General features: G+C 56.4%; 17 protein-coding genes. 12 read left to right on the top strand and 5 right to left on the bottom strand.

The window, feature by feature from the left end; genetic code table 11:
- The first annotated feature begins 29 nt into the window (after positions 1-29).
- From gspF to fhuB, 12 genes are all read left to right on the top strand, one after another.
- The gene (gene gspF / locus BFW38_RS16485; protein ID WP_068999874.1) at positions 30-1,235 is read left to right on the top strand and encodes a type II secretion system inner membrane protein GspF; all 1,206 of its coding nucleotides are present in this window, start codon (positions 30-32) and stop codon (positions 1,233-1,235) included.
- 67 nt (positions 1,236-1,302) lie between these two features.
- On the top strand, positions 1,303-1,767 hold the full coding sequence (gene gspG, locus BFW38_RS16480) for a type II secretion system major pseudopilin GspG (RefSeq protein ID WP_218186441.1): 465 nt from the start codon (positions 1,303-1,305) through the stop codon (positions 1,765-1,767).
- A gap of 2 nt (positions 1,768-1,769) precedes the next feature.
- Positions 1,770-2,282 carry a prepilin-type N-terminal cleavage/methylation domain-containing protein gene (locus tag BFW38_RS16475; protein WP_068999873.1) on the top strand — a complete coding sequence of 171 codons (513 nt, stop codon included), beginning with the start codon at positions 1,770-1,772 and terminating at the stop codon, positions 2,280-2,282.
- A gap of 18 nt (positions 2,283-2,300) precedes the next feature.
- Positions 2,301-2,699 carry a type II secretion system protein GspI gene (locus tag BFW38_RS16470; RefSeq protein WP_068999872.1) on the top strand — a complete coding sequence of 133 codons (399 nt, stop codon included), beginning with the start codon at positions 2,301-2,303 and terminating at the stop codon, positions 2,697-2,699.
- 11 nt (positions 2,700-2,710) lie between these two features.
- Positions 2,711-3,388 (top strand): PulJ/GspJ family protein, encoded by a 678-nt coding sequence (locus tag BFW38_RS16465; RefSeq protein WP_175401006.1) that lies wholly within the window; start codon positions 2,711-2,713, stop codon positions 3,386-3,388.
- Between the two features lie 11 nt (positions 3,389-3,399).
- Complete coding sequence (gene gspK, locus BFW38_RS16460) at positions 3,400-4,542, top strand: type II secretion system minor pseudopilin GspK (RefSeq protein ID WP_068999870.1); 1,143 nt, start codon at positions 3,400-3,402, stop codon at positions 4,540-4,542.
- Complete coding sequence (locus tag BFW38_RS16455) at positions 4,539-5,933, top strand: hypothetical protein (protein ID WP_068999869.1); 1,395 nt, start codon at positions 4,539-4,541, stop codon at positions 5,931-5,933. Before gspK ends, BFW38_RS16455 begins: the two co-directional genes overlap by 4 nt.
- Positions 5,930-6,481, top strand: a complete 552-nt coding sequence (locus BFW38_RS16450; RefSeq protein ID WP_068999868.1) for a hypothetical protein — start codon at positions 5,930-5,932, stop codon at positions 6,479-6,481. Before BFW38_RS16455 ends, BFW38_RS16450 begins: the two co-directional genes overlap by 4 nt.
- Entirely contained in the window at positions 6,481-7,200 is a 720-nt protein-coding gene (locus tag BFW38_RS16445; RefSeq protein ID WP_068999867.1) for a hypothetical protein, read from the top strand. Before BFW38_RS16450 ends, BFW38_RS16445 begins: the two co-directional genes overlap by 1 nt.
- 192 nt (positions 7,201-7,392) lie before the next feature.
- Entirely contained in the window at positions 7,393-9,129 is a 1,737-nt protein-coding gene (locus tag BFW38_RS16440) for an alkaline phosphatase D family protein (protein ID WP_068999866.1), read from the top strand.
- Between the two features lie 244 nt (positions 9,130-9,373).
- Positions 9,374-10,294 carry an ABC transporter substrate-binding protein gene (locus tag BFW38_RS16435; protein WP_175401005.1) on the top strand — a complete coding sequence of 307 codons (921 nt, stop codon included), beginning with the start codon at positions 9,374-9,376 and terminating at the stop codon, positions 10,292-10,294.
- Entirely contained in the window at positions 10,291-12,273 is a 1,983-nt protein-coding gene (fhuB, locus tag BFW38_RS16430) for a Fe(3+)-hydroxamate ABC transporter permease FhuB (protein ID WP_068999864.1), read from the top strand. Before BFW38_RS16435 ends, fhuB begins: the two co-directional genes overlap by 4 nt.
- 17 nt (positions 12,274-12,290) lie before the next feature.
- Here the strand turns inward: fhuB and BFW38_RS16425 are convergent, their stop codons facing one another.
- From BFW38_RS16425 to BFW38_RS16405, 5 genes are all read right to left on the bottom strand, one after another.
- Complete coding sequence (locus BFW38_RS16425; protein WP_245686179.1) at positions 12,291-13,136, bottom strand: prepilin peptidase; 846 nt, start codon at positions 13,134-13,136, stop codon at positions 12,291-12,293.
- Between the two features lie 156 nt (positions 13,137-13,292).
- Entirely contained in the window at positions 13,293-14,660 is a 1,368-nt protein-coding gene (gene eat / locus BFW38_RS16420; RefSeq protein ID WP_068999862.1) for an ethanolamine permease, read from the bottom strand.
- A gap of 374 nt (positions 14,661-15,034) precedes the next feature.
- On the bottom strand, positions 15,035-16,000 hold the full coding sequence (mmuM, locus tag BFW38_RS16415; RefSeq protein ID WP_068999861.1) for a homocysteine S-methyltransferase: 966 nt from the start codon (positions 15,998-16,000) through the stop codon (positions 15,035-15,037).
- Positions 15,997-17,427, bottom strand: coding sequence for an amino acid permease (locus BFW38_RS16410; protein ID WP_068999860.1), 1,431 nt, complete (start codon positions 17,425-17,427; stop codon positions 15,997-15,999). Before BFW38_RS16410 ends, mmuM begins: the two co-directional genes overlap by 4 nt.
- A gap of 239 nt (positions 17,428-17,666) precedes the next feature.
- Entirely contained in the window at positions 17,667-18,542 is an 876-nt protein-coding gene (locus BFW38_RS16405; RefSeq protein ID WP_069000558.1) for a diacylglycerol/lipid kinase family protein, read from the bottom strand.
- Positions 18,543-18,580: the final 38 nt, after the last annotated feature.

Below are 18,580 nucleotides of genomic sequence, written 5' to 3'. Positions count from 1 at the left end.
CGCCAGACCACACTGAGAGGTCATGACTAATGCCCACTTATCGCTATCTCGCGCTCACACCTGATGGGCAAAAACGGCGCGACATGCTTCAGGCCGAGAGTGAGCGCCAAGCCCGGCAGCAATTACGTGATCTTGGCTTGTTTCCTCGCCAGCTGACGCCGGTGACCGCGCAAAACACGCGCTCCTCGCGCAAAACGAAAATCAGCACAGAACAACTGTCACTGCTGACGCGACAGCTGGCGACCTTGGTCGAAGCAGGCATTCCCTTGGGCGATGCCTTAAATGCACTGGCCGAACAGGCGGACAAAACGTCCACCCGCTCACTGATGATCGCCATTGTCGAGCGCGTACGAGAGGGGTATAGCTTGGCCGATAGTTTGAAAGCTCATCCCAGCACTTTCAGCCCATTGTATTGCGCCCTGGTGGCCGCGGGGGAAAAAGCCGGACGACTGGCCCAAGTACTGGAACGGTTAGCGGATCACTTAGAACGCAATCAGCAGCAACGTCAAAAAGCGCGCACCGCACTGATTTACCCGCTGGTGCTGATCTGCGTGTGTATTGCCGTGGTGATCGGCCTGATGACTTATGTGGTCCCGAAGCTGGCCGCCCAGTTCGAACGCTCGGATATGGCGTTACCCATGCTGACCCAGTGCATGATCAGCCTCTCTAAAGGGCTCCAGCATTGGGGGCCAGCACTGGTGATTGTCCTACTGATCATGGGACTGATCGGCCGCAAGGCGCTGCAATACCCGACCGTGCGGGCCCGCTGGGATCAGCAACTCTTACGTTTGCCGCGATTAGGCGAATTACTCAAATTGCTGGATACCGCCCGGCTAACACGGACCCTGGCCATTTTAACCCGCAGCGGCATTGATCTACTCGAAGCCTTGAAAGTCAGTCGCGATACCTTAGGCAATCAGTGTATGCGCACGGCGGTCGAACAGATTCGAGATCAAGTGGCAACCGGCGTAGCACTCAACAAAGCGATCGCGCAAACCGGTTATTTTTCCCCCACCTTGCGCCATATGATTGCCAGCGGCGAAGCCAGTGGCCAACTCGACACCATGCTAGAGCGCATTGCCGTCGCCCAAGAAACCACCTTTAACCGTCGCGTCGACACCGCGCTCGCCCTGTTTGAGCCGTTACTGATTCTGACCATGGGCGGGATTGTCCTGACCATCGTACTGTCCATCCTGCTGCCCATTATGCGCCTCAATGGCGCCATGCATATGTAGCCGATTCATATTCACAACCCCATACCGCCATAAGCGCTTTCACCGACAGACCAAGTGAGATCAGACCATGATGCAACCCCGATTCACTCGACCACAGCCCCGTCGCCTCGGCCAAGACCAACAAGGGTTTACCCTGCTGGAGATTATGGTCGTCATCTTCATTATGGGGCTGCTGGTGGCGATCGTTGCCCCGAACGTCCTCAGCAGCCAAGACGATGCCATGCAGCAAAAGGTGCGCACGGATATTGCCAACCTAGAGCAGGCGTTGGATCGCTATCGTCTGGATAACTATCGCTATCCCACCACCGATCAAGGCTTGGCGGCACTGGTCAGTAAACCGAGCCGTGCGCCAGAGCCTCAAAACTATGACCGCGAAGGCTATATCCGCCGTTTACCCGATGATCCTTGGGGCAATCCCTATCACTATCGCAGCCCCGGCGAACACGGTCGTCTGGATATTTATTCGCTGGGCGCAGATGGCCAGCCTGGCGGCGAAGACTTAGATGCCGACATCGGTAACTGGATGCTATGACCATGCAACGCGGCTTCACCTTACTGGAACTGATGGTCGTGCTCGTGATTATGGGCTTGGCCGCCAGTTTCAGTGTGGCCTGGTTGGCAGGCAGTGAGTCGCAGCAGGCACAAACGCAGCTGAAGCAACTCGAAAGTGATTGGCGCTTAGCGGCCGATATGGCGATGGGAGAGCAACAGATCATCGGCTGGCAAGTCTCGGCTCAAGGCTATCGGTTTGTGGTCTGGGCGGTCGACCCCGCTCAACCCGGACAAGGCCAGTGGCAACCGCTTCAGGGCCGACAGCTGCCAGCCCGGCAATGGTCTCAACCCGTGCTGCTCACCCGCACCCCCGCCATGCCGCTGGCCCCATCACAAGATTCAGCAAACAGTACGCCTTGGTTAATCTGGTGGCCGAACGGTGAGGTCCTGAGCGCCACAGTGACCCTCAAAATACCCGCTCGCGACACCGCATCATTGCGCCAGCAATGGCGGATCGATGGGCTGGGGATTCATCTTCAGAATAGCCCCTCCTGAGGCCCGCGGATGAGACCGATGAAAACCTTATGGGCACCGTCATCTCACGCCCACCAGGCAGGATTCACTTTGCTTGAAGTCATGTTAGCGCTGCTGATACTGGCATTGATCGCTACGATCGTCAGCCAAACCTTACATCAGCGCACCGAAATCGCGCTGACCGAACGCCAGCGACTACCGCTGATTCAGTGCGCCCGGGCATTGGAAACAGAATTTCAACTGACCCATTACTGGCCCTCAACGGGGCGTCATGAAGGTCAAAAAACCGGCGGCCAACGAGTGCCCTGCTATTGGCGCTTGAAAGTCAGCAATACCCCGGTCAAACGATTACGCCGCGGCAAACTCACCCTGTTTGCCGAACCGGAACGCCTTAACCCGGTGGTGTCATTCACGCTCTTTTTAGCGCCTGCACGATGATCCGCATCCCCATGATCCGCATACCCAGGGTGATCAACACCGGCCATATCCCCCTCCGTCCTGCATCGGTCATCCGCGGCCAGCGCCTTCAATACAAAGGCGCGCGACGAAGGTGTCAGCAAGGCTTTACCTTACTAGAGGTCGTCATTGCGATTGCTCTGACCGCCCTGATTGGGATCGCCGTAGCCGCCTTGGTCAGCCAACTGGTGGACAGTCGTGACCAATTGGCCCGCAGCCAGCCACACGTCAGTGATAGCCGCTTTATGCGGCTGCTCTCAAGGCGTCTAGCAGGACTCACCCCACGGGCGCTACACATTCAAGGCCAAGCCCAACTGAACCAAGCACTCGACTATGAACCGTCGCCACACCGATTAAGCTGGGTCAGTGCTGATGATTGGCCATTGCCAGTCGGCGATCACTACACCCGTTTACGCCGTCAACAACTCCATTGGCAAGCCCGACAACAACGACTGGTGCTCAGTAGTAATGGCCTATTGGATGCGATCAATCCATTGCAATGGCAAACCGTGGCCCAGCTCGAACACGTCACCCAATTTGATATCGCGTTTTATGATGGCGCCCGCTGGCGACCGACGCCTTCGGCCACAACGCAAGGCGTCCGTCTCAATTGGCGTCGAGCGGGCCAAGATCAAGTAATGCTGGTACGGCTTCCGGATACCGCGCCATGAGGATCAATCCTATGAAAGCCGCTCCCCAAACAACCAGCGCGATGAGGGCTCGTGCCCTAGGCCAAACGCATCCGCGCCATCTCCGCAGTCAAGGCGGCGTTGCCCTCTTGATGGTATTGATGTGCCTCGCACTGGTCAGCACTTTACTGGCTCAAATGTCCCTCGACGGCCGCCGTGATATTGAGCGGTTAAGCCTGCTACAGGCCGAAACTCAAGCGCAATTTTATGCCAATGGTGCCGAGATCATTGCCCAGCGTGCACTGACTGACGCCGCCGTTCGGCAAGCCAGTTTATGGTGGCAGACCTTGCGTGGGCGGCCGATTGACTATCCCACCGATGAAGGTGAGATCAAGATGGTCATTGAGGACATGCGAACCTGCTTTAACCTCAACACCCTCGCCGGTCGGCAACATGATCTAGCGTTCAGCCAACTGCGACAACTGTTGAACGATACCTACCCCCAGGGCATTGGCCCATTAAGCGCTGACACATTAGCCGCACGCATCGCTGACTGGGTCGATGCCGATAGCCAAGCCCGTTCGAATAGCCTGGAAGGCACCGATTACACACGGCAAGAGCCCCCTAGGGTCACGGGCGATACACTCATGGCCGATATCAGCGAACTGAACTGGATTGCGCCACTGGACACACAACGTTTTTTACAACTCCCCCAATTATGTGTGTTGCCAGAGACCAGTGCTTGGCGCCTCAACCTCAATAGCGTCACGCTGGACGACCTTCCCCTGATGAATGCGCTGTTTAACGGCGAAGTGGCACAAAGCACCTTGATCCGGCTGATTAACGCCCGTCCGGCCACGGGTTACAACAACCTTGATGAAGTGAAATCGGCCCTAGGCAGTGATGATCAATGGCTCACGGAAAAAGGCGGCCGTCTCACCCTCACCCCCGACTACATTCGTTTGCACATTCGCCTCACCCTCGGCCCCTCAACATTCAATTTCACCCGCCTGATGCAAGCCGAAGGAGTGAGCGCCTGGGCCCCCAAAATGCCCGCCGCCCGAGTGCGCATACTGGCGCGCCATGAAGGGGATGTCAGCGCTTGGATGACGCCGCCACAAGAGGGCTCATCACAAAAGCAGATGCGACCAGCGAAAGCACGACAAGAACAGGTACCAGAAGAGAAGACACCATGATTCGACTCAAGCCCCTGCGGATAAGCCTCCGCGCGATCAAACAAAAGCCGGTGAAACCCTGGCTGCTGATACTACCGGTTGAATCTGAAGCGCCCGAAGGGCGAGCGTCACTCTATTGGGGGCAATGCCAACCGGGGTCATCGTCATCCTTAATAAAATGGGGCCAACTTGATCCACACAGTGCAGAGCGCGATTGGCACGCCTTGGCGCAGCTGAGTCAACAATCTCGCACGGTCTTATTATTACCGGCCCAACACGTCAGTTTTTTTAAGGTCACCGCCCCCAAAGGGATCAAGCCCAAGGAATGGCCTCTACTCTTAGAAGACGTCACTCCAGAAGACCCTGACAACTTGGTTATCGCCGCCCTTAAAAGCGATGATGCCCCCAAACACGATGACGCCCTTGAACAGGACAGCGATGCAGTCAAGTCCAGACCCTTATCGCTATTAGTCACCGAACGAGATCGCTTGGCCGCCTGGCAAGGCTGGGCGCAATCGCTCAATATTCGGCTCCACCATTGGAGTAGCCCCCTCCAGCTACAGCCCTACCCCGAAACCACCGGCACGCTCAGCGTCACCGGGCATCCCGACTATTGGCTGATCAAATCGCCCACACAGTGGCTGTGCTGGCCCCGTGCACTTGAAGCCCAGCTGCCGCCGCAATGGCATGATCAAACTTGGCGCATTCATTGGGACAGTCAACATGGGGACGGCCCCGATCAGGACGGCCCCTATCAGGACAAACAACAGTCGATCAGCCAATGGTTAGCACTGATGGCGCAACAACTGCCCTGTGATTGTCCACGCCTTGCCCCCCTCCACCAGCCTGGCATGTCATCACTACGCCGTTGGCAGCAACAATTGAAGTGTTCCGACCGGCCAGGATACCAACCATTCAGGCGGAGCCTGCTGGCGGTCGCATTACTCGGCCTGAGTCACTGGGGGCTCAGTAGTGCACAGCAGTGGCAAAACGATCACAGCAGCGCTGAACAGCGCACCTTGGCGCTGGCTGAGCGCGACATTCCCTCACAGCAGAGCGCTCGCGCCATTCGCCAACGCTTAGCCGCGCTGGCGGCTCAACAACAACGCCAGCAACAGATCGATGCCTCACTCAACGAGATTCGAGCCCAGCTGCCTGCATCCTGGCCGCCGTTGGCTCAACTCTCCGTCGACACCGATCACATCACCTTAACGTGGCCACAAGACAAGCCCCTATCGGCCGAAACACAGGCCACCATGGCACAGCTGGGCACTTTAGCCGTCTCGCCGACGACCGTTAGCCTACAGCGCCCACTGACACCAGCCCCATCAGCGGATACCGCCACAACAACAGACACCGCCACAACAACGGACCTTGGCACGGACAACACAATGGGGAAGGCATCACCATGAACGCCCACATCTCATCATTACGCCAAACCTGGCAGGCCCGCCCCACCAGTGAACGCCGCCGTCTGCTGTTGGGACTGAGCCTTATCGTGCTGCTCGGCGGCTATCTGTTAGTTGATCATTGGCCCAACCGCAGCGTAGGCCAAGCGAGCCCATCAACCGCGCTGATCGAGCAAGCCCTTACGCGGCTGCCGCCACAACCCAAACTCACTTCTCCCGATTGGCGAACCGCCGCCTCACGTCAGGGTGTGGTGATTCAACGCCTTGAGACCACGCCTGACGGCTGGCAATTAAGCGGACTGCTCAGCCAACCTGGAGACTTTCAACAACTCAGCCGCTGGGCAGCACAACAAGGACTTTGGCCTTATACCTACCAACTCAGTCGTGAAGCCGAGGGTTGGCACTGGCAAGCACAGTTTATGAATCTTCAGGCCATCGCTCGTCAAACAATGGCTCGTCAAAAAACGGCTCGTCAAAAAACGGCTCGTCAAACAATGAAGACTCAAGATAAGGCCCCCCTTCCGAAACCGTCAGAGCAGGAGCCACAGTGATGCGCTATGTAGGGCAAGGGATCATGATCATCGCCACCGCGCTGGTCTTTATCGTCACGCTGATACTCAATAGCCCCCTCCACTATTGGACCGCCTTACTGCCACCACAGATCGAGCTGAATCATGTCAGTGGGCGTTTGCTCGATGGACAAGTCCAGCAGCTTAAGATCAAGCCCCGTCAAGGCTGGCCTTTAGCGTTAGGGCCGATTCAGTGGCAACTCAACCTGCTGACGCCCAGCCATATCCGGCTCGGACAGGATTGGCAGCTCAGCCTGATGAGAAAGGGCTGGACCTTTGAATGGCAGCTGGTCGGCGGAGAAATGGCCGCCGTCGATATGCATCGCTGGCCAATGCAAGTCACCGGGGATTGGGGCGGGCGCATGCAGATCCGGACACGAGGGTTACGCTGCCTCGAAGCCTCAGGGGGGCTCAGCAGCCACGACATCACCTTACATCTGCCCGAGCCCGTGCAGCTGGCACAGAGTCGCCTCAGCGTCAGCTGCCAGGCCACCGAAGATAACCCGGCCCCACTCACCTTCAGCCTACAGCTGGCCACCCCACCGACGATCGAACTGAATGGGCAACTGAGCCTTCAACCTCAAGGCGGAGAAGGCCAAATCAATGGCCATATCGCGCCCGGCCATCCTCTGGCCGCCCTGATTAAACTGGCCAATGCACAACTCGATCCCCGTCACATTGATCAAAAACTGCACTGGTAATGGGGAACAAGTTGGGGCCAGTACAGGACACACTGGCGCCATGACCTCGCAGCATCAAACGGTCATGTTACCGACATGATCACTCAGTAGCATGCCATCTTCTTTATCCCGTTCAGATTACGACCACCCAGATTGGAGCCCACCTCCTGACGCCCGAGGCTCGAATCGACGCATTCGTTAGAGGACCTTGTCATGCCACAACTGTCTCGTCGCGACTTTCTAAAAGCGTCTGCACTGACCGCAGGCGCATTCACCCTTTCATTAGGCATCGCCGGCTGCAGTGACCACGATAGTCATTCAGATGGCGATGATCAGAATGTCAGCTTCCGTCATGGCGTTGCCAGTGGTGACCCCTTAATTGATGGCGTGATCATCTGGACTCGCGTCACCCCAGAAGTCGGACAGACATCGGTCACACTGCAATGGGAAGTGGCCAAAGATGCCGGGTTCACCCAGCTGACTCATAATGGTGAAATGCAGGCCACAGCAGATCACGACTTTACGCTCAAGGTCGATGTCCGCAATCTCAGTAGCGATAGCGTCTATTTTTATCGTTTCAAGGTCGGCGGTACGGTTTCTCCCACCGGCATCACCCGCACGCTACCGACGGTCACCGATCAAGTCCGCTTGGCCGTGGTCAGCTGCTCCAATTATCCAGCAGGTTATTTCAACGTCTATAACGCGATTCAGAAGATCGCCGATGAGCAGTCGCTGGATGCACTGGTGCACCTGGGCGATTATATTTACGAATATGGCACGGGTGGCTATAGCGGTCTCACCGAACACCGGGCACTACCGGCTGGACAAGATACCGAGCTCTTGACGCTCAGCGACTATCGTCAACGCTACGCGCTCTACCATACGGATGCTGACTTACAGGATTTGCATGCGCGGCTGCCCTGGATTGTGATCTGGGATGACCATGAAGTGGCGAACGATACCTGGAAAGAAGGGGCAGAGAACCATAATCCAGGCGAGGGCGATTTTGATACCCGAAAAGCCGCGGCGCTTCAGGCCTACTTCGAGTGGCTACCGATTCGCCCCGCCCACGAAGACGATGACACCATTATCTATCGCAGCTTCCAATACGGTGACCTGGTCGCGCTGCAAATGCTCGATACGCGCATTATCGCCCGCGACGAACAACTCAGTTATAGCGATTTCATGAGCAATAACGGCGCCATTGACCAGGCCGCGCTAGCCGCCGCACTGACCGACAGTAGCCGCCAACTGGTCGGTACAGAGCAGCTGAACTGGCTCAGCAGTGCGCTCATGCAAAGCGCAAATTCACGCTGGCAGGTCTTGGGGCAGCAAGTCCTGATGGCTCGCATGACATTACCGGTCGAATTACTCTTCCAGCTGCAAGCGGTGTATAGCGGACAAGCCCAACCCACCGACATGGAAGCGCTGCTGCAAACACTGGTCGCATTAAAACAACGCCAACAACAAGGCGAGACTTTAACGGCCGAAGAACAGGCGCGCTTAAATACACAACTTCCCTACAACTTAGACGCCTGGGATGGTTACGCCGTCGCGCGGGAACGAGTGCTCAACTTGTTTAATGCCCAAAAGAGTAACCTGGTCGTGCTCGCCGGTGATACGCACAATGCCTGGGCTTCACAAATGACTTTACAAGACGGCACCCCCGTCGGGGTCGAAATGGCCACCAGTTCAGTCAGCTCACCCGGGTTAGAAGTGTATCTACAAGGGGTCGACAGTCAAATGCTGGCCCAAGCCATGGCATTGCTGGTCGATGATTTGCGCTATGCCGACCTTAGCCATCGCGGCTTCTTGCTGGTCGACTTTAATGAGACCCGTGCCCAAGGCACTTGGTACTTTATCGACAACATCGCCAACCGCAACTACACCCTGACCCAAGGCCCCAGCTGGCAAAGTCAAGCGGGCAGCAACACCCTGACCCCGGCCTAACCCCTCAAACACACGCCTTCACCGCAAGCCCGACTCCCCCGCCAAGGGGTGAGTCGGCATGCCTTGCCCTAAAGCCCGCCAGAACCCTCACATAACAGCCCGCCCGTTTACCCAACACCATTACGCCTGACTTGATTTAATGCTAGGATTTCTCATTTTCAAATACATCAAAATCGCGTTACGAGGATAAGACCATTTCGCAACGCATAAGACCATCATCACAATGGAAAGGATGCATCAAGCGATGAGGCGTATCGCCACATTATTGGGGCTTTTATTAGGCTTGGCAGCAAGCGGATGGGCGCTATCATCAGTGGCGGCCCCGCGGTTAGCCACTTTTGATTTCGCTTTAGGCGAGACATTAAATGCATTAGGGCATCCCCCTGTGGCCCAAGCCGGATTGGACGGTTACCAGCATTACGCTCGGCAAACCGGCATATTCCCTCCCGAGACCGCCAATTTGGGGGGGCGTTTTCAACCCAATTTCGAGTATCTGGCCAGTCAAAAACCCGATGCGATTCTCATCTCGCCCCCCGCCCACACGAACTTAATTCCTAAGCTGACGCCTATTGCCCCAGTAGAGACGTTCCGCCTCTATCACTTTGCCGAAACCGCCCCAGACGACTGGCTCACCATAGAAAATATGACCCGTGCACTGGGGCGCCGTGTGCAAGATCCACACGCGGCGCAACAGTTGATCATGCAAACGCAACAACAGATGGACCAGCTGAAAGCTCAGGTCGCGGCGGTGAAGTCGCCGCTGCTGCTGGTCAGGCTGATTGACGAGCGCCACCTGCGTATTTTCGGCCCCGGCAGTCTGGAGGGCATGGTGCTCAAACGCCTAGGGCTCACCAATGCGTGGACAAAACCTCTCGGTCGCTGGGGCTTTGTGCAGACCACCGCTGATCAGGTTTTTCAGCTCAATGCCCGCTTAATTCTGCTGGAAAGCCCTTATGTTGAAACGGGGTTGCAACAGCAGCTGTTATCCCAAGGGGTGTGGCAATACTGGGCCAGTGCTCAACGGGGTGATCATCGCGTCGTGCCGATTAATTTCTGGTCATGGGGCGGACTCCCATCGGCGCAACGTTTCGCAACAGGTTTAGTTCAAGCCCTCAAACGCCCCTCAAAAGCCATGAACCAGAGATCAGAAGAGGCCACCGAATGAGTTCATCCGCACTGGCCTATGTCCGCCGTTTGCCCTTCATCCCCGTGGTCCTGATATTGGCACTGATCGCCTTATTCTCCTGGCAGCTGCCTCAACAAGGGGGCTCGGGCGTGCTTTGGCAGGGCTTGATTGCCCCCGGTATCGATCAGCCCCAGCAATTACTGGCTCACTATGTGTGGTGGCCTCGGCTGGCCATGGCCCTGTTAGCCGGGGCGGGATTGGGGATCGCGGGCGTATTGATGCAACAACTGCTGCGTAATCCACTCGCCTCACCCACCACTTTGGGGGTCAGCACAGGCGCCAATTTAGCCCTAACAATGGCAACCTTGTGGGCACCAGGGCTACTCAGTTTGGGCCGCGAATGGGTCGCGTTGGTCGGCGGTGGCTTGGCCGTCGCTATTGTGATGGCGCTCTCTTGGCGGCGTTCACTGGCCCCGATTGTGGTGGTGCTGGCCGGGCTGGTGGTCAATCTGTATCTGGGCGCCCTCTCCACCGCGTTACTGCTGTTCAACCAGGATGCCATGAGTGGGTTATTAGTCTGGGCGGCAGGATCGCTGGCCCAAAATGGCTGGGCCGATACGGTCAGTGTCAGCTGGCGCCTGGCCTTGGGTGTGCTGGCGGCGCTCCTGTTGTTACGCCCTTTACGCTTGTTGGAACTGGATGACGCCAGTGCTCGCAGCCTGGGCATTTCGGTGCGCACGCTGCGTTTAGGTGGCTTAGCCATCGCCGTCTGGATCACCGCGACGCTGGTCAGTTTCGTCGGCATCATTGGGTTTATTGGGTTAGCCGCGCCGAATATTGTGCGGCTTGCAGGTATCCGCTCACTGAGTTCCCGGCTGATCGGATCGGCTTTACTGGGAGGAGGATTACTGGTCGCCACGGATTGGTTCGTTCAGTCACTTACGGGGTTACTGCCGGTGATTATTCCCACTGGCGCGGTTGCCGGTGCCCTCGGAGCCCCGCTGCTGCTGTGGCTCATTCCCAAGCTCTCATTAACGGATAGCCCCCCACAGCACCATCTAAGCCCGACCACCTACCGACACCCGGCACCGCAACGCCTCGTCCTGGTCATGGCAGGCAGCTTGCTGGGCTTGATCTTACTGGCACTCTTTTGCGGACAAGATATTGAAGGCTGGTATTGGCTCAAAGAGTTATCACTGCTGGAGTGGCGCTGGCCTCGTGTCATCGCTGCAGCGGCCAGCGGTTTAATGCTGGCTCTGGCGGGGACACTCTTGCAGCGTTTATCCGGTAATCCGATGGCCAGCCCCGAAGTGTTGGGGATTAGCAGTGGCTGTGCCATTGCCCTGTTACTCAGCCTATTTGTCCTGCCCAGTGAACATAGCTTAGGCCGTATTGCGATCGGAGCCGGTGGCGGACTATTGACGTTAGGGCTCATTTTAGCGCTGACTCGGCGCCATCAATTTGCGCCTGAACGCATGCTATTGGCTGGGGTGGCCATGGGGGCCGTGATGGATGCCTTAGTGCGGATGATCCTGGCCTCAGGTGATCCAAGAGCTCAAGAAGCGTTGGCCTGGATGACGGGCTCCACTTACTACGTCACGGCATCGATGGCGTTAGGTGCTGCGGGATTGGCATTGGTCATGGTCGCCATCGTCTGGCCGCTGCAGCGTTGGCTTGATCTACTCCCCCTGGGCTCGGCCTCCAGCCGTGCACTGGGTGTCCCACTCAACCAGGCCAGACTGCTACTGTTACTGGTCGTCGCCGTGCTAACGGCAGGGGCAACACTGATTGTCGGCCCTTTATCTTTTGTCGGTTTGCTGGCACCGCACCTGGCGCGTTTGATGGGGTTGGTCCGTGCCCGCTGGCAACTGTTGGGGGCGGGGCTTTTGGGCACCTTGTTGATGGTCCTGGCAGATGCATTAGGACGCCAATTACTCTTTCCGCATGACCTCCCCGCCGGGTTAGTCGCCGCACTGATCGGGGGGGCTTATTTTATCTGGGGGCTGAGGCGGATGTAATGCCGCTTTCGGGGGCATCAACCGAAGATCCAGCGGGCATAGCTTTGCATGATCGCATCACCGGTGATCAGAAAAAGAATCCCGGCCCCCGCCAAATAAGGCCCAAAAGGCAGATGTTGACCGCGTTGGTCAGGATGCCGCCATTGCCATAAACCACCGATCACAATACCGGCAGCCGCAGCCCACAGTAATAACAGGGGCAATACTTGCCAGCCGAGCCAGGCGCCCAGCGCGGCTAATAATTTAAAGTCGCCGTAGCCTAATCCTTCCTTCCCCGTCAACAGACGGAACGCCCAATAAAGGCTCCATAAGGAGAGATAGCCCGACATGGCCCCGATGACGGCGGTACTCAGTTGCCACGGCTGAAAACACAATTGAAACAGCAGTCCAGCCCAAAGCAGGGGCAAGGTCAAGGCATCAGGGAGTAGTTGAGTTCTGGCATCAATCAATGCCAGCGCCAGCAAAGCTAAGCAAGCGCCGAATAAAGCCAACGACATCAAGTGACTGCCCTGCCACCACCACACCACTAAGCCCAGTAACCCTCCGGCCAACTCAACCAACGGATACTGCATGCTGATGGGCCCCTGACAATGAGCACAACGCCCACGGCGCTTGAGATAGCCGATTAATGGCAGGTTGTCATGCCAGCGCAAAGGGGTTTGACAATGAGGGCAATGGGAAGCGGGCACCGCTAGGTTAAAGGGCTCCGTGGGCGCCTCTTCAGGCATCGACAATGCCTCACACGCCTCCGCATGCCAGCGCTGGGCCATCATCACGGGCAACCGCGCCACCACCACATTCAGGAAAGAGCCCAAACAAAGGCCCAAGATGCCCCACAGACCACCGATCCAAAAACTATCCAACAGCACTCACTCCACGCTTTCAGAAGACATGCGCCATGGCGATGTCCCCAGGGTCACCTCACGGCGGCTTATCGGTACGCTCAAATAAACCGCCCCCTCGACGCCAGAGGATGTCGAGGGGGCGAAGTCACATCATGCTAAGCGCGATAATCTCGGTCAATCGCTATTGAGCAGCGCATCCTGCGGGGCATTCTCGCGCTGCGTCTTGGTCATGATGAAATAGAGATAACCGATCATCATCAACAGTACAAAAAGGGTCGCGATCACGGGATTGAACCACACCATCGCCACTAAACAAACCAACGATAATGCCAGCGCCACCGCCGGAATCAGCGGATAACCCGGCGCACGATAAGTGCGATCCAGGTGCGGCTCAGTGCGGCGTAAACGGAATAAGCTCAACATACTCATGATATACATCACGATCGCCCCGAACACCGCCATGGTGATCATGGCGGCGGTTAAACTCATGCCTTGCAAGTCAAACAGGCCATCACTGAGTACCGCCAGCATACCGATCACCCCACCGGCAATCACGGCGCGATGGGGCGTTTGAAAGCGTGAAAGTTTTGCCAAAGATTGGGGCAAGTAACCGGCACGGGCCAGCGCAAAAAACTGGCGCGAATAGCCCAGAATAATCCCGTGAAAACTGGCAATCAGGCCGAAAAGGCCAATCCAGACCAACATATGCATCCAGTTTGAGTGCTCGCCCACGACCATTTTCATGGCCTGCGGTAATGGATCATTAATATCAGACAGGGTGCGCCAATCTCCGACGCCACCGGCCATCACCATCACACCGAGGGCCAAAAAGACCAAGGTCAAAATACCAGCGACATAGGCTTTCGGAATCGTACGCTTCGGATCTTTGGCTTCTTCCGCTGCCATAGCGGCACCTTCAATAGCCAGAAAAAACCAGATCGCAAAAGGAATAGCGGCAAAGATACCGGTGATGGCAGCACCATCAAACTCATCATGACCGGCCCAACCATTCGCCACAAAGTTGCTAAAACTGAACCCCGGCGACACGACGCCCATAAACACCAGTAGCTCAAAAACAGCCAACAAGGTAACGCACAACTCAAACATGGCCGCAATTTTGACCCCCAAAATATTGAGCGTCATAAACACCAGATAGGCGCCTACTGCCGCATATTTAGGATCCAACTGGGGATATTGAACATTCAGGTAGGCGCCGATCGCCATCGCAATCGCCGGAGGCGCAAACACAAATTCGATCAGGGTCGCCATACCGGCGATCAAACCGCCGGTTTCACCAAAAGCGCGGCGACTGTAGGCAAAAGGCCCCCCCGCATGAGGAATGGCAGTAGTTAACTCGGTAAAACTAAAGATAAATGACGTATACATGGTGGCGATCAACAAAGTGGTCACCAGAAAGCCCAAAGTCCCGGCAATTCCCCAACCATAACTCCAACCAAAATACTCGCCAGAAATCACCAGACCGACGGCAATCCCCCAAAGATGCAGTGTGCCGAGCGTGGGCTTCAATTGATTATTGTTCATTGCACTATCCTCAACTTGGATACATCCGGTATCCAGCCTGTTTTATTGTGCGAGGGCTCGCTCCAGAAACATCAGCAGTAGTTTAACGACCGAGCATTAACATCATGCGACAATGCCTGGATCAGGCGAAGTGAGGCCTGTTACGAACCATGCTTCGCGCTATGGCAAAAGCAAATTACAGGCCAACCCATTCTCCTCCCTGATCATAGGCAACAACTGACTCACTCAACGTATCATAATGGCCCCACCGTGGGCGCGCTTTTGTGGTCATCCCATGGCCCTATCGCCCACACACCTATCGCCCACACGACTATGCCCGATACCTTGAGTCGCACCATGACAGTGCAATATAAAAAAGTTGAGGTGATTCGATTCTACTCACAAAGCTCATGACGCCACTGAGCCAACGCACGGATATCCTCCGGCCCGGTTCGACAACAACCGCCAATGCCCGCCGCCCCGGCCGCCAGCCACAGAGGTGCGCCTTGCCGCAACCCCGACGGCCCATCGGCATGATCAGAGCAAGCCGCCGGGTGCCAAGTTTTACTCACCGGATCATAGGTTTCTCCTGAGTTGGGATAGACCAGGATAGGCAGGTCACAGGCTCCTCGTATCGCCCGGATTAATGACTCAATATGGGGAAGCGCGGTGCAGTTGACGCCAATGGCCGCCACGCCTGGGCATGACGCCAACGCCGCCGCACATTCAGCAATGGGGGTGCCATCACTGATCGAGTCTCCATCCCGAGCAGAGAAGGTGATCCAAGCCTGAGCTTCAGGGTGAGTGGCCAGTAAATCGGTAATCGCGAGCGCCTCATCCAATGACGGTAAGGTTTCGACCGCCAGCAGATCCGCCCCGGCGGCTAACAACAACGCCAAGCGTTCCCGGTGGAATTCAACCAAGCCGGCTCGATCCAGGTCATACCCCCCGCGGTACTCACTGCCATCCGCGAGGTAGGCCCCATAAGGCCCCACTGAAGCAGCGATCAGCGGGCGCGGGCGATCCAATTGATCGGGCTGCCAGACCGCATCGCGAGCTTCTTGGGCCAACGTCACCGAACGCTGGATCAAAGCGCGGGCTTCACTGGCGCTCATACCCGCCTGCATAAACCCAGGCACCGTGGCCTGATAACTGGCGGTAATGGTGCAATCGGCTCCGGCCTCAAAGTAGGCCTGATGAACTTGGCGAATTTTCTCAGGCGCTTCTGCCAGTAATCGCGCCGACCAAAGCGCATCATTAAGGTCACAGCCCAAGACTTCTAATTCTGTCGCCAGCGCGCCATCAATCAACATAAAAGGCGTTTGTTGTAATAGCGTCTGAATCGGGTTTGATGTCGTCATTCAATAGGCTCCTGATAAGCCGCGAGAGAGGAAGAAGCGTGAGCATCAGCCTGACGATGGCGAACAAAATGGACCAAGTAACACAAGCCAATAAAAGGCACGCCGAAATACAAAGCCACCCGCTGTTGTGGATCAAAGGCAATCCCGATACAGGCCGCTAAACAGGACGCAAACGCCAGCAATGGCACCCAGGGATAGCCTGGCGTGCGGTATACCAAATCCTCTAAGCGCCCCCCTTGGCGTAGATATTGACGGCGGAAGTTAAACTGACTGAGTGCAATCGCCATCCATACCACCACCACCGCTAATCCGGAAATGGACACCAGCGCTAAATAAACGGTTTCAGCGGCATACACACTGGAAAATAAAGCCCCCAGGCCCCCGATCATACTCAATAACAAGGCATTCATTGGAATGCCCCGTTTATTGAGGCGCCCGAGGGATTTGGGCAGCGTCCCTTGATCCGCCAGGGTCCACAGCATACGGGCTGAGGCATAAAGCCCTGAGTTAGCCGCTGACAACAGCGCCGTAATGATGACAAAGTTCATCAAATCAGCCGCCCCAGGAACCCCCAGTCGCTGGAAGACCGCGACAAAAGGGCTTTCACTGAGCCCGGCTTGATCCTGAGGCAACAAGGCCGCAATCACCACGATAGTGCCAACGAAAAATAACATCAGTCGCCATAAGGTGGCGCGAATGGCTTTGGGCACATTGCGTGCGGGGTCCACTGTTTCGCCTGCGGCAATACCAATCAGCTCGGTACCGGAAAAGGCGAACATCACCGCGAGCAGTGTCGTACCAATCGCCAGCAGGCTCGGCGGCATCGCTCCTTCGCCCCATAACGCGGACAAACCTGGCGAAGCGACTTCCGCCCCTTGCACATTATGCAATGGCACCCAGCCGATAATGGCCGCTGCGCCGACCAAGACAAAGACCACCACCGCGATCACTTTAATCAGTGACAGCCAAAACTCGGATTCCGCAAAAAAACGTGACGTCAGCGCGTTCACCGCAAACACAATCGCGGCAAACAAGGCACTCCAATACCAGCCTGGAATATCAGGAAACCAACGCCCCATAAAGACCGCGGCTGCGGTGAATTCAGAGCCCAAGGCCACCGTCCAAGTCAGCCAATAGAGCCAAGCCACGACATACCCCGTGCCGGGGCCGATATAACGGCTGGCATGAGCACTAAAGGCCCCCGAATCAGGCATGTGAACCGCTAACTCACCCAAGCACATCATCACTAACCAAGCGACAATGCCCCCAACGAGATAAGCTAAAACCGCGCCAATAGGCCCGGCCTGTTGAACGGTATAACCCGAACTCAAAAATAAACCGGTCCCGATCACCCCACCCAATGACAGCATGACTAAATGGCGCGTCTGCATACTGCGTTGGAAATGGGCATTAGATTGTTCCGTCATGACGCTGTCCTGATCATGGGTCTGTGATGTCAGCTTTGGCCTGCGGCCAGCCTATGCGTTAAAAGCACTATTGTAGAAAAGCACTCTTTTAGAAAAGCGCTATTTTAGGGCACATCAACCCATCAAAAAAAGAATAAAAAATAATACCTTATATTCATATTGGGAATATAAGGTCGTCTGTACGGGATAGGCGGCGCCGATTGATCGACCCGATGGATTGAACGGAAGGGCAAACGTCGTCAGTCTGTGGTCACAACCTGTCGAGCGATCACCGTCAATGCCTTGGGTTTTAGCGTAATGCTCAAAGGGGTCTTACCCATCACTTCGCCATCCGCGGTAAACGTATGCGGACGCGAACACTGAATCTGGCAAGATTGACTCTTGTGATATTCCACCACATGACCACGGTGAGTCCGTGTCCGCTTAAGGCGCAGCACAACAAAAGCTTTTATCAATGACCACAACGGCCTTGCCCTCACCGCCATGACCGTTAACTGGCCATCATTCACACAGGTCTGAGGAATCTCACTCCCACCCCCAAAGAAGGCCCCGGAAGCCACCGCAATCGTTAACCAGCGTCCCCGTAGGGCTCGATCATCCAGTTGCAAATGGGCTTTCAACCCGCGGCGACTGCGAAACCGTCGGATCAACTGCGCAATATAGCTATAACGCCCCAACCAGCGTTTACTCTCGCCTTCCGCCTGACGGGAAGGCAAGGTGCCCAGCCCCACATGCGCCACATTCAGAAAAAGTTGGTCATCCGATAACACCGCGACATCGACTTGCTGTAGCGGCGCTTCCGCCATTAAACGGCACAGTTGGGCCGGGCTCTGGGGCAAATTCAAATTACGCGCAAAATCATTGGCCGTTCCCGAAGGTAAGACGCCCAACACCGCGCCGGAACGCATGCAAAGATGGGCGGCAAAGTTCACCGAACCATCACCACCAGCGACCAATAAGCGATCTCCAGATTGCAGTTGCGCAGGCCAACGATCGTCATCAATCGTACACACCTGCACATCCGTAATCCCGGCCGCCGACAGGTGGCGCTGCCAAAAGTCAGTGCCACGCTCATTCCGACCCGCTTTAGGGTTCGCCATCAACCAATGCTTCAAACGCACCACTCCTTAAGTGCGGGCCTCAGGAATCACCG

This window comes from Terasakiispira papahanaumokuakeensis (assembly GCF_001709345.1).
In the GTDB taxonomy this organism is placed as follows: Bacteria; Pseudomonadota; Gammaproteobacteria; order Pseudomonadales; family Halomonadaceae; genus Terasakiispira; species Terasakiispira papahanaumokuakeensis.
The sequence above is the reverse complement of the archived record's forward strand: the minus strand, read 5'-3'. Positions and strand labels throughout refer to the sequence as shown.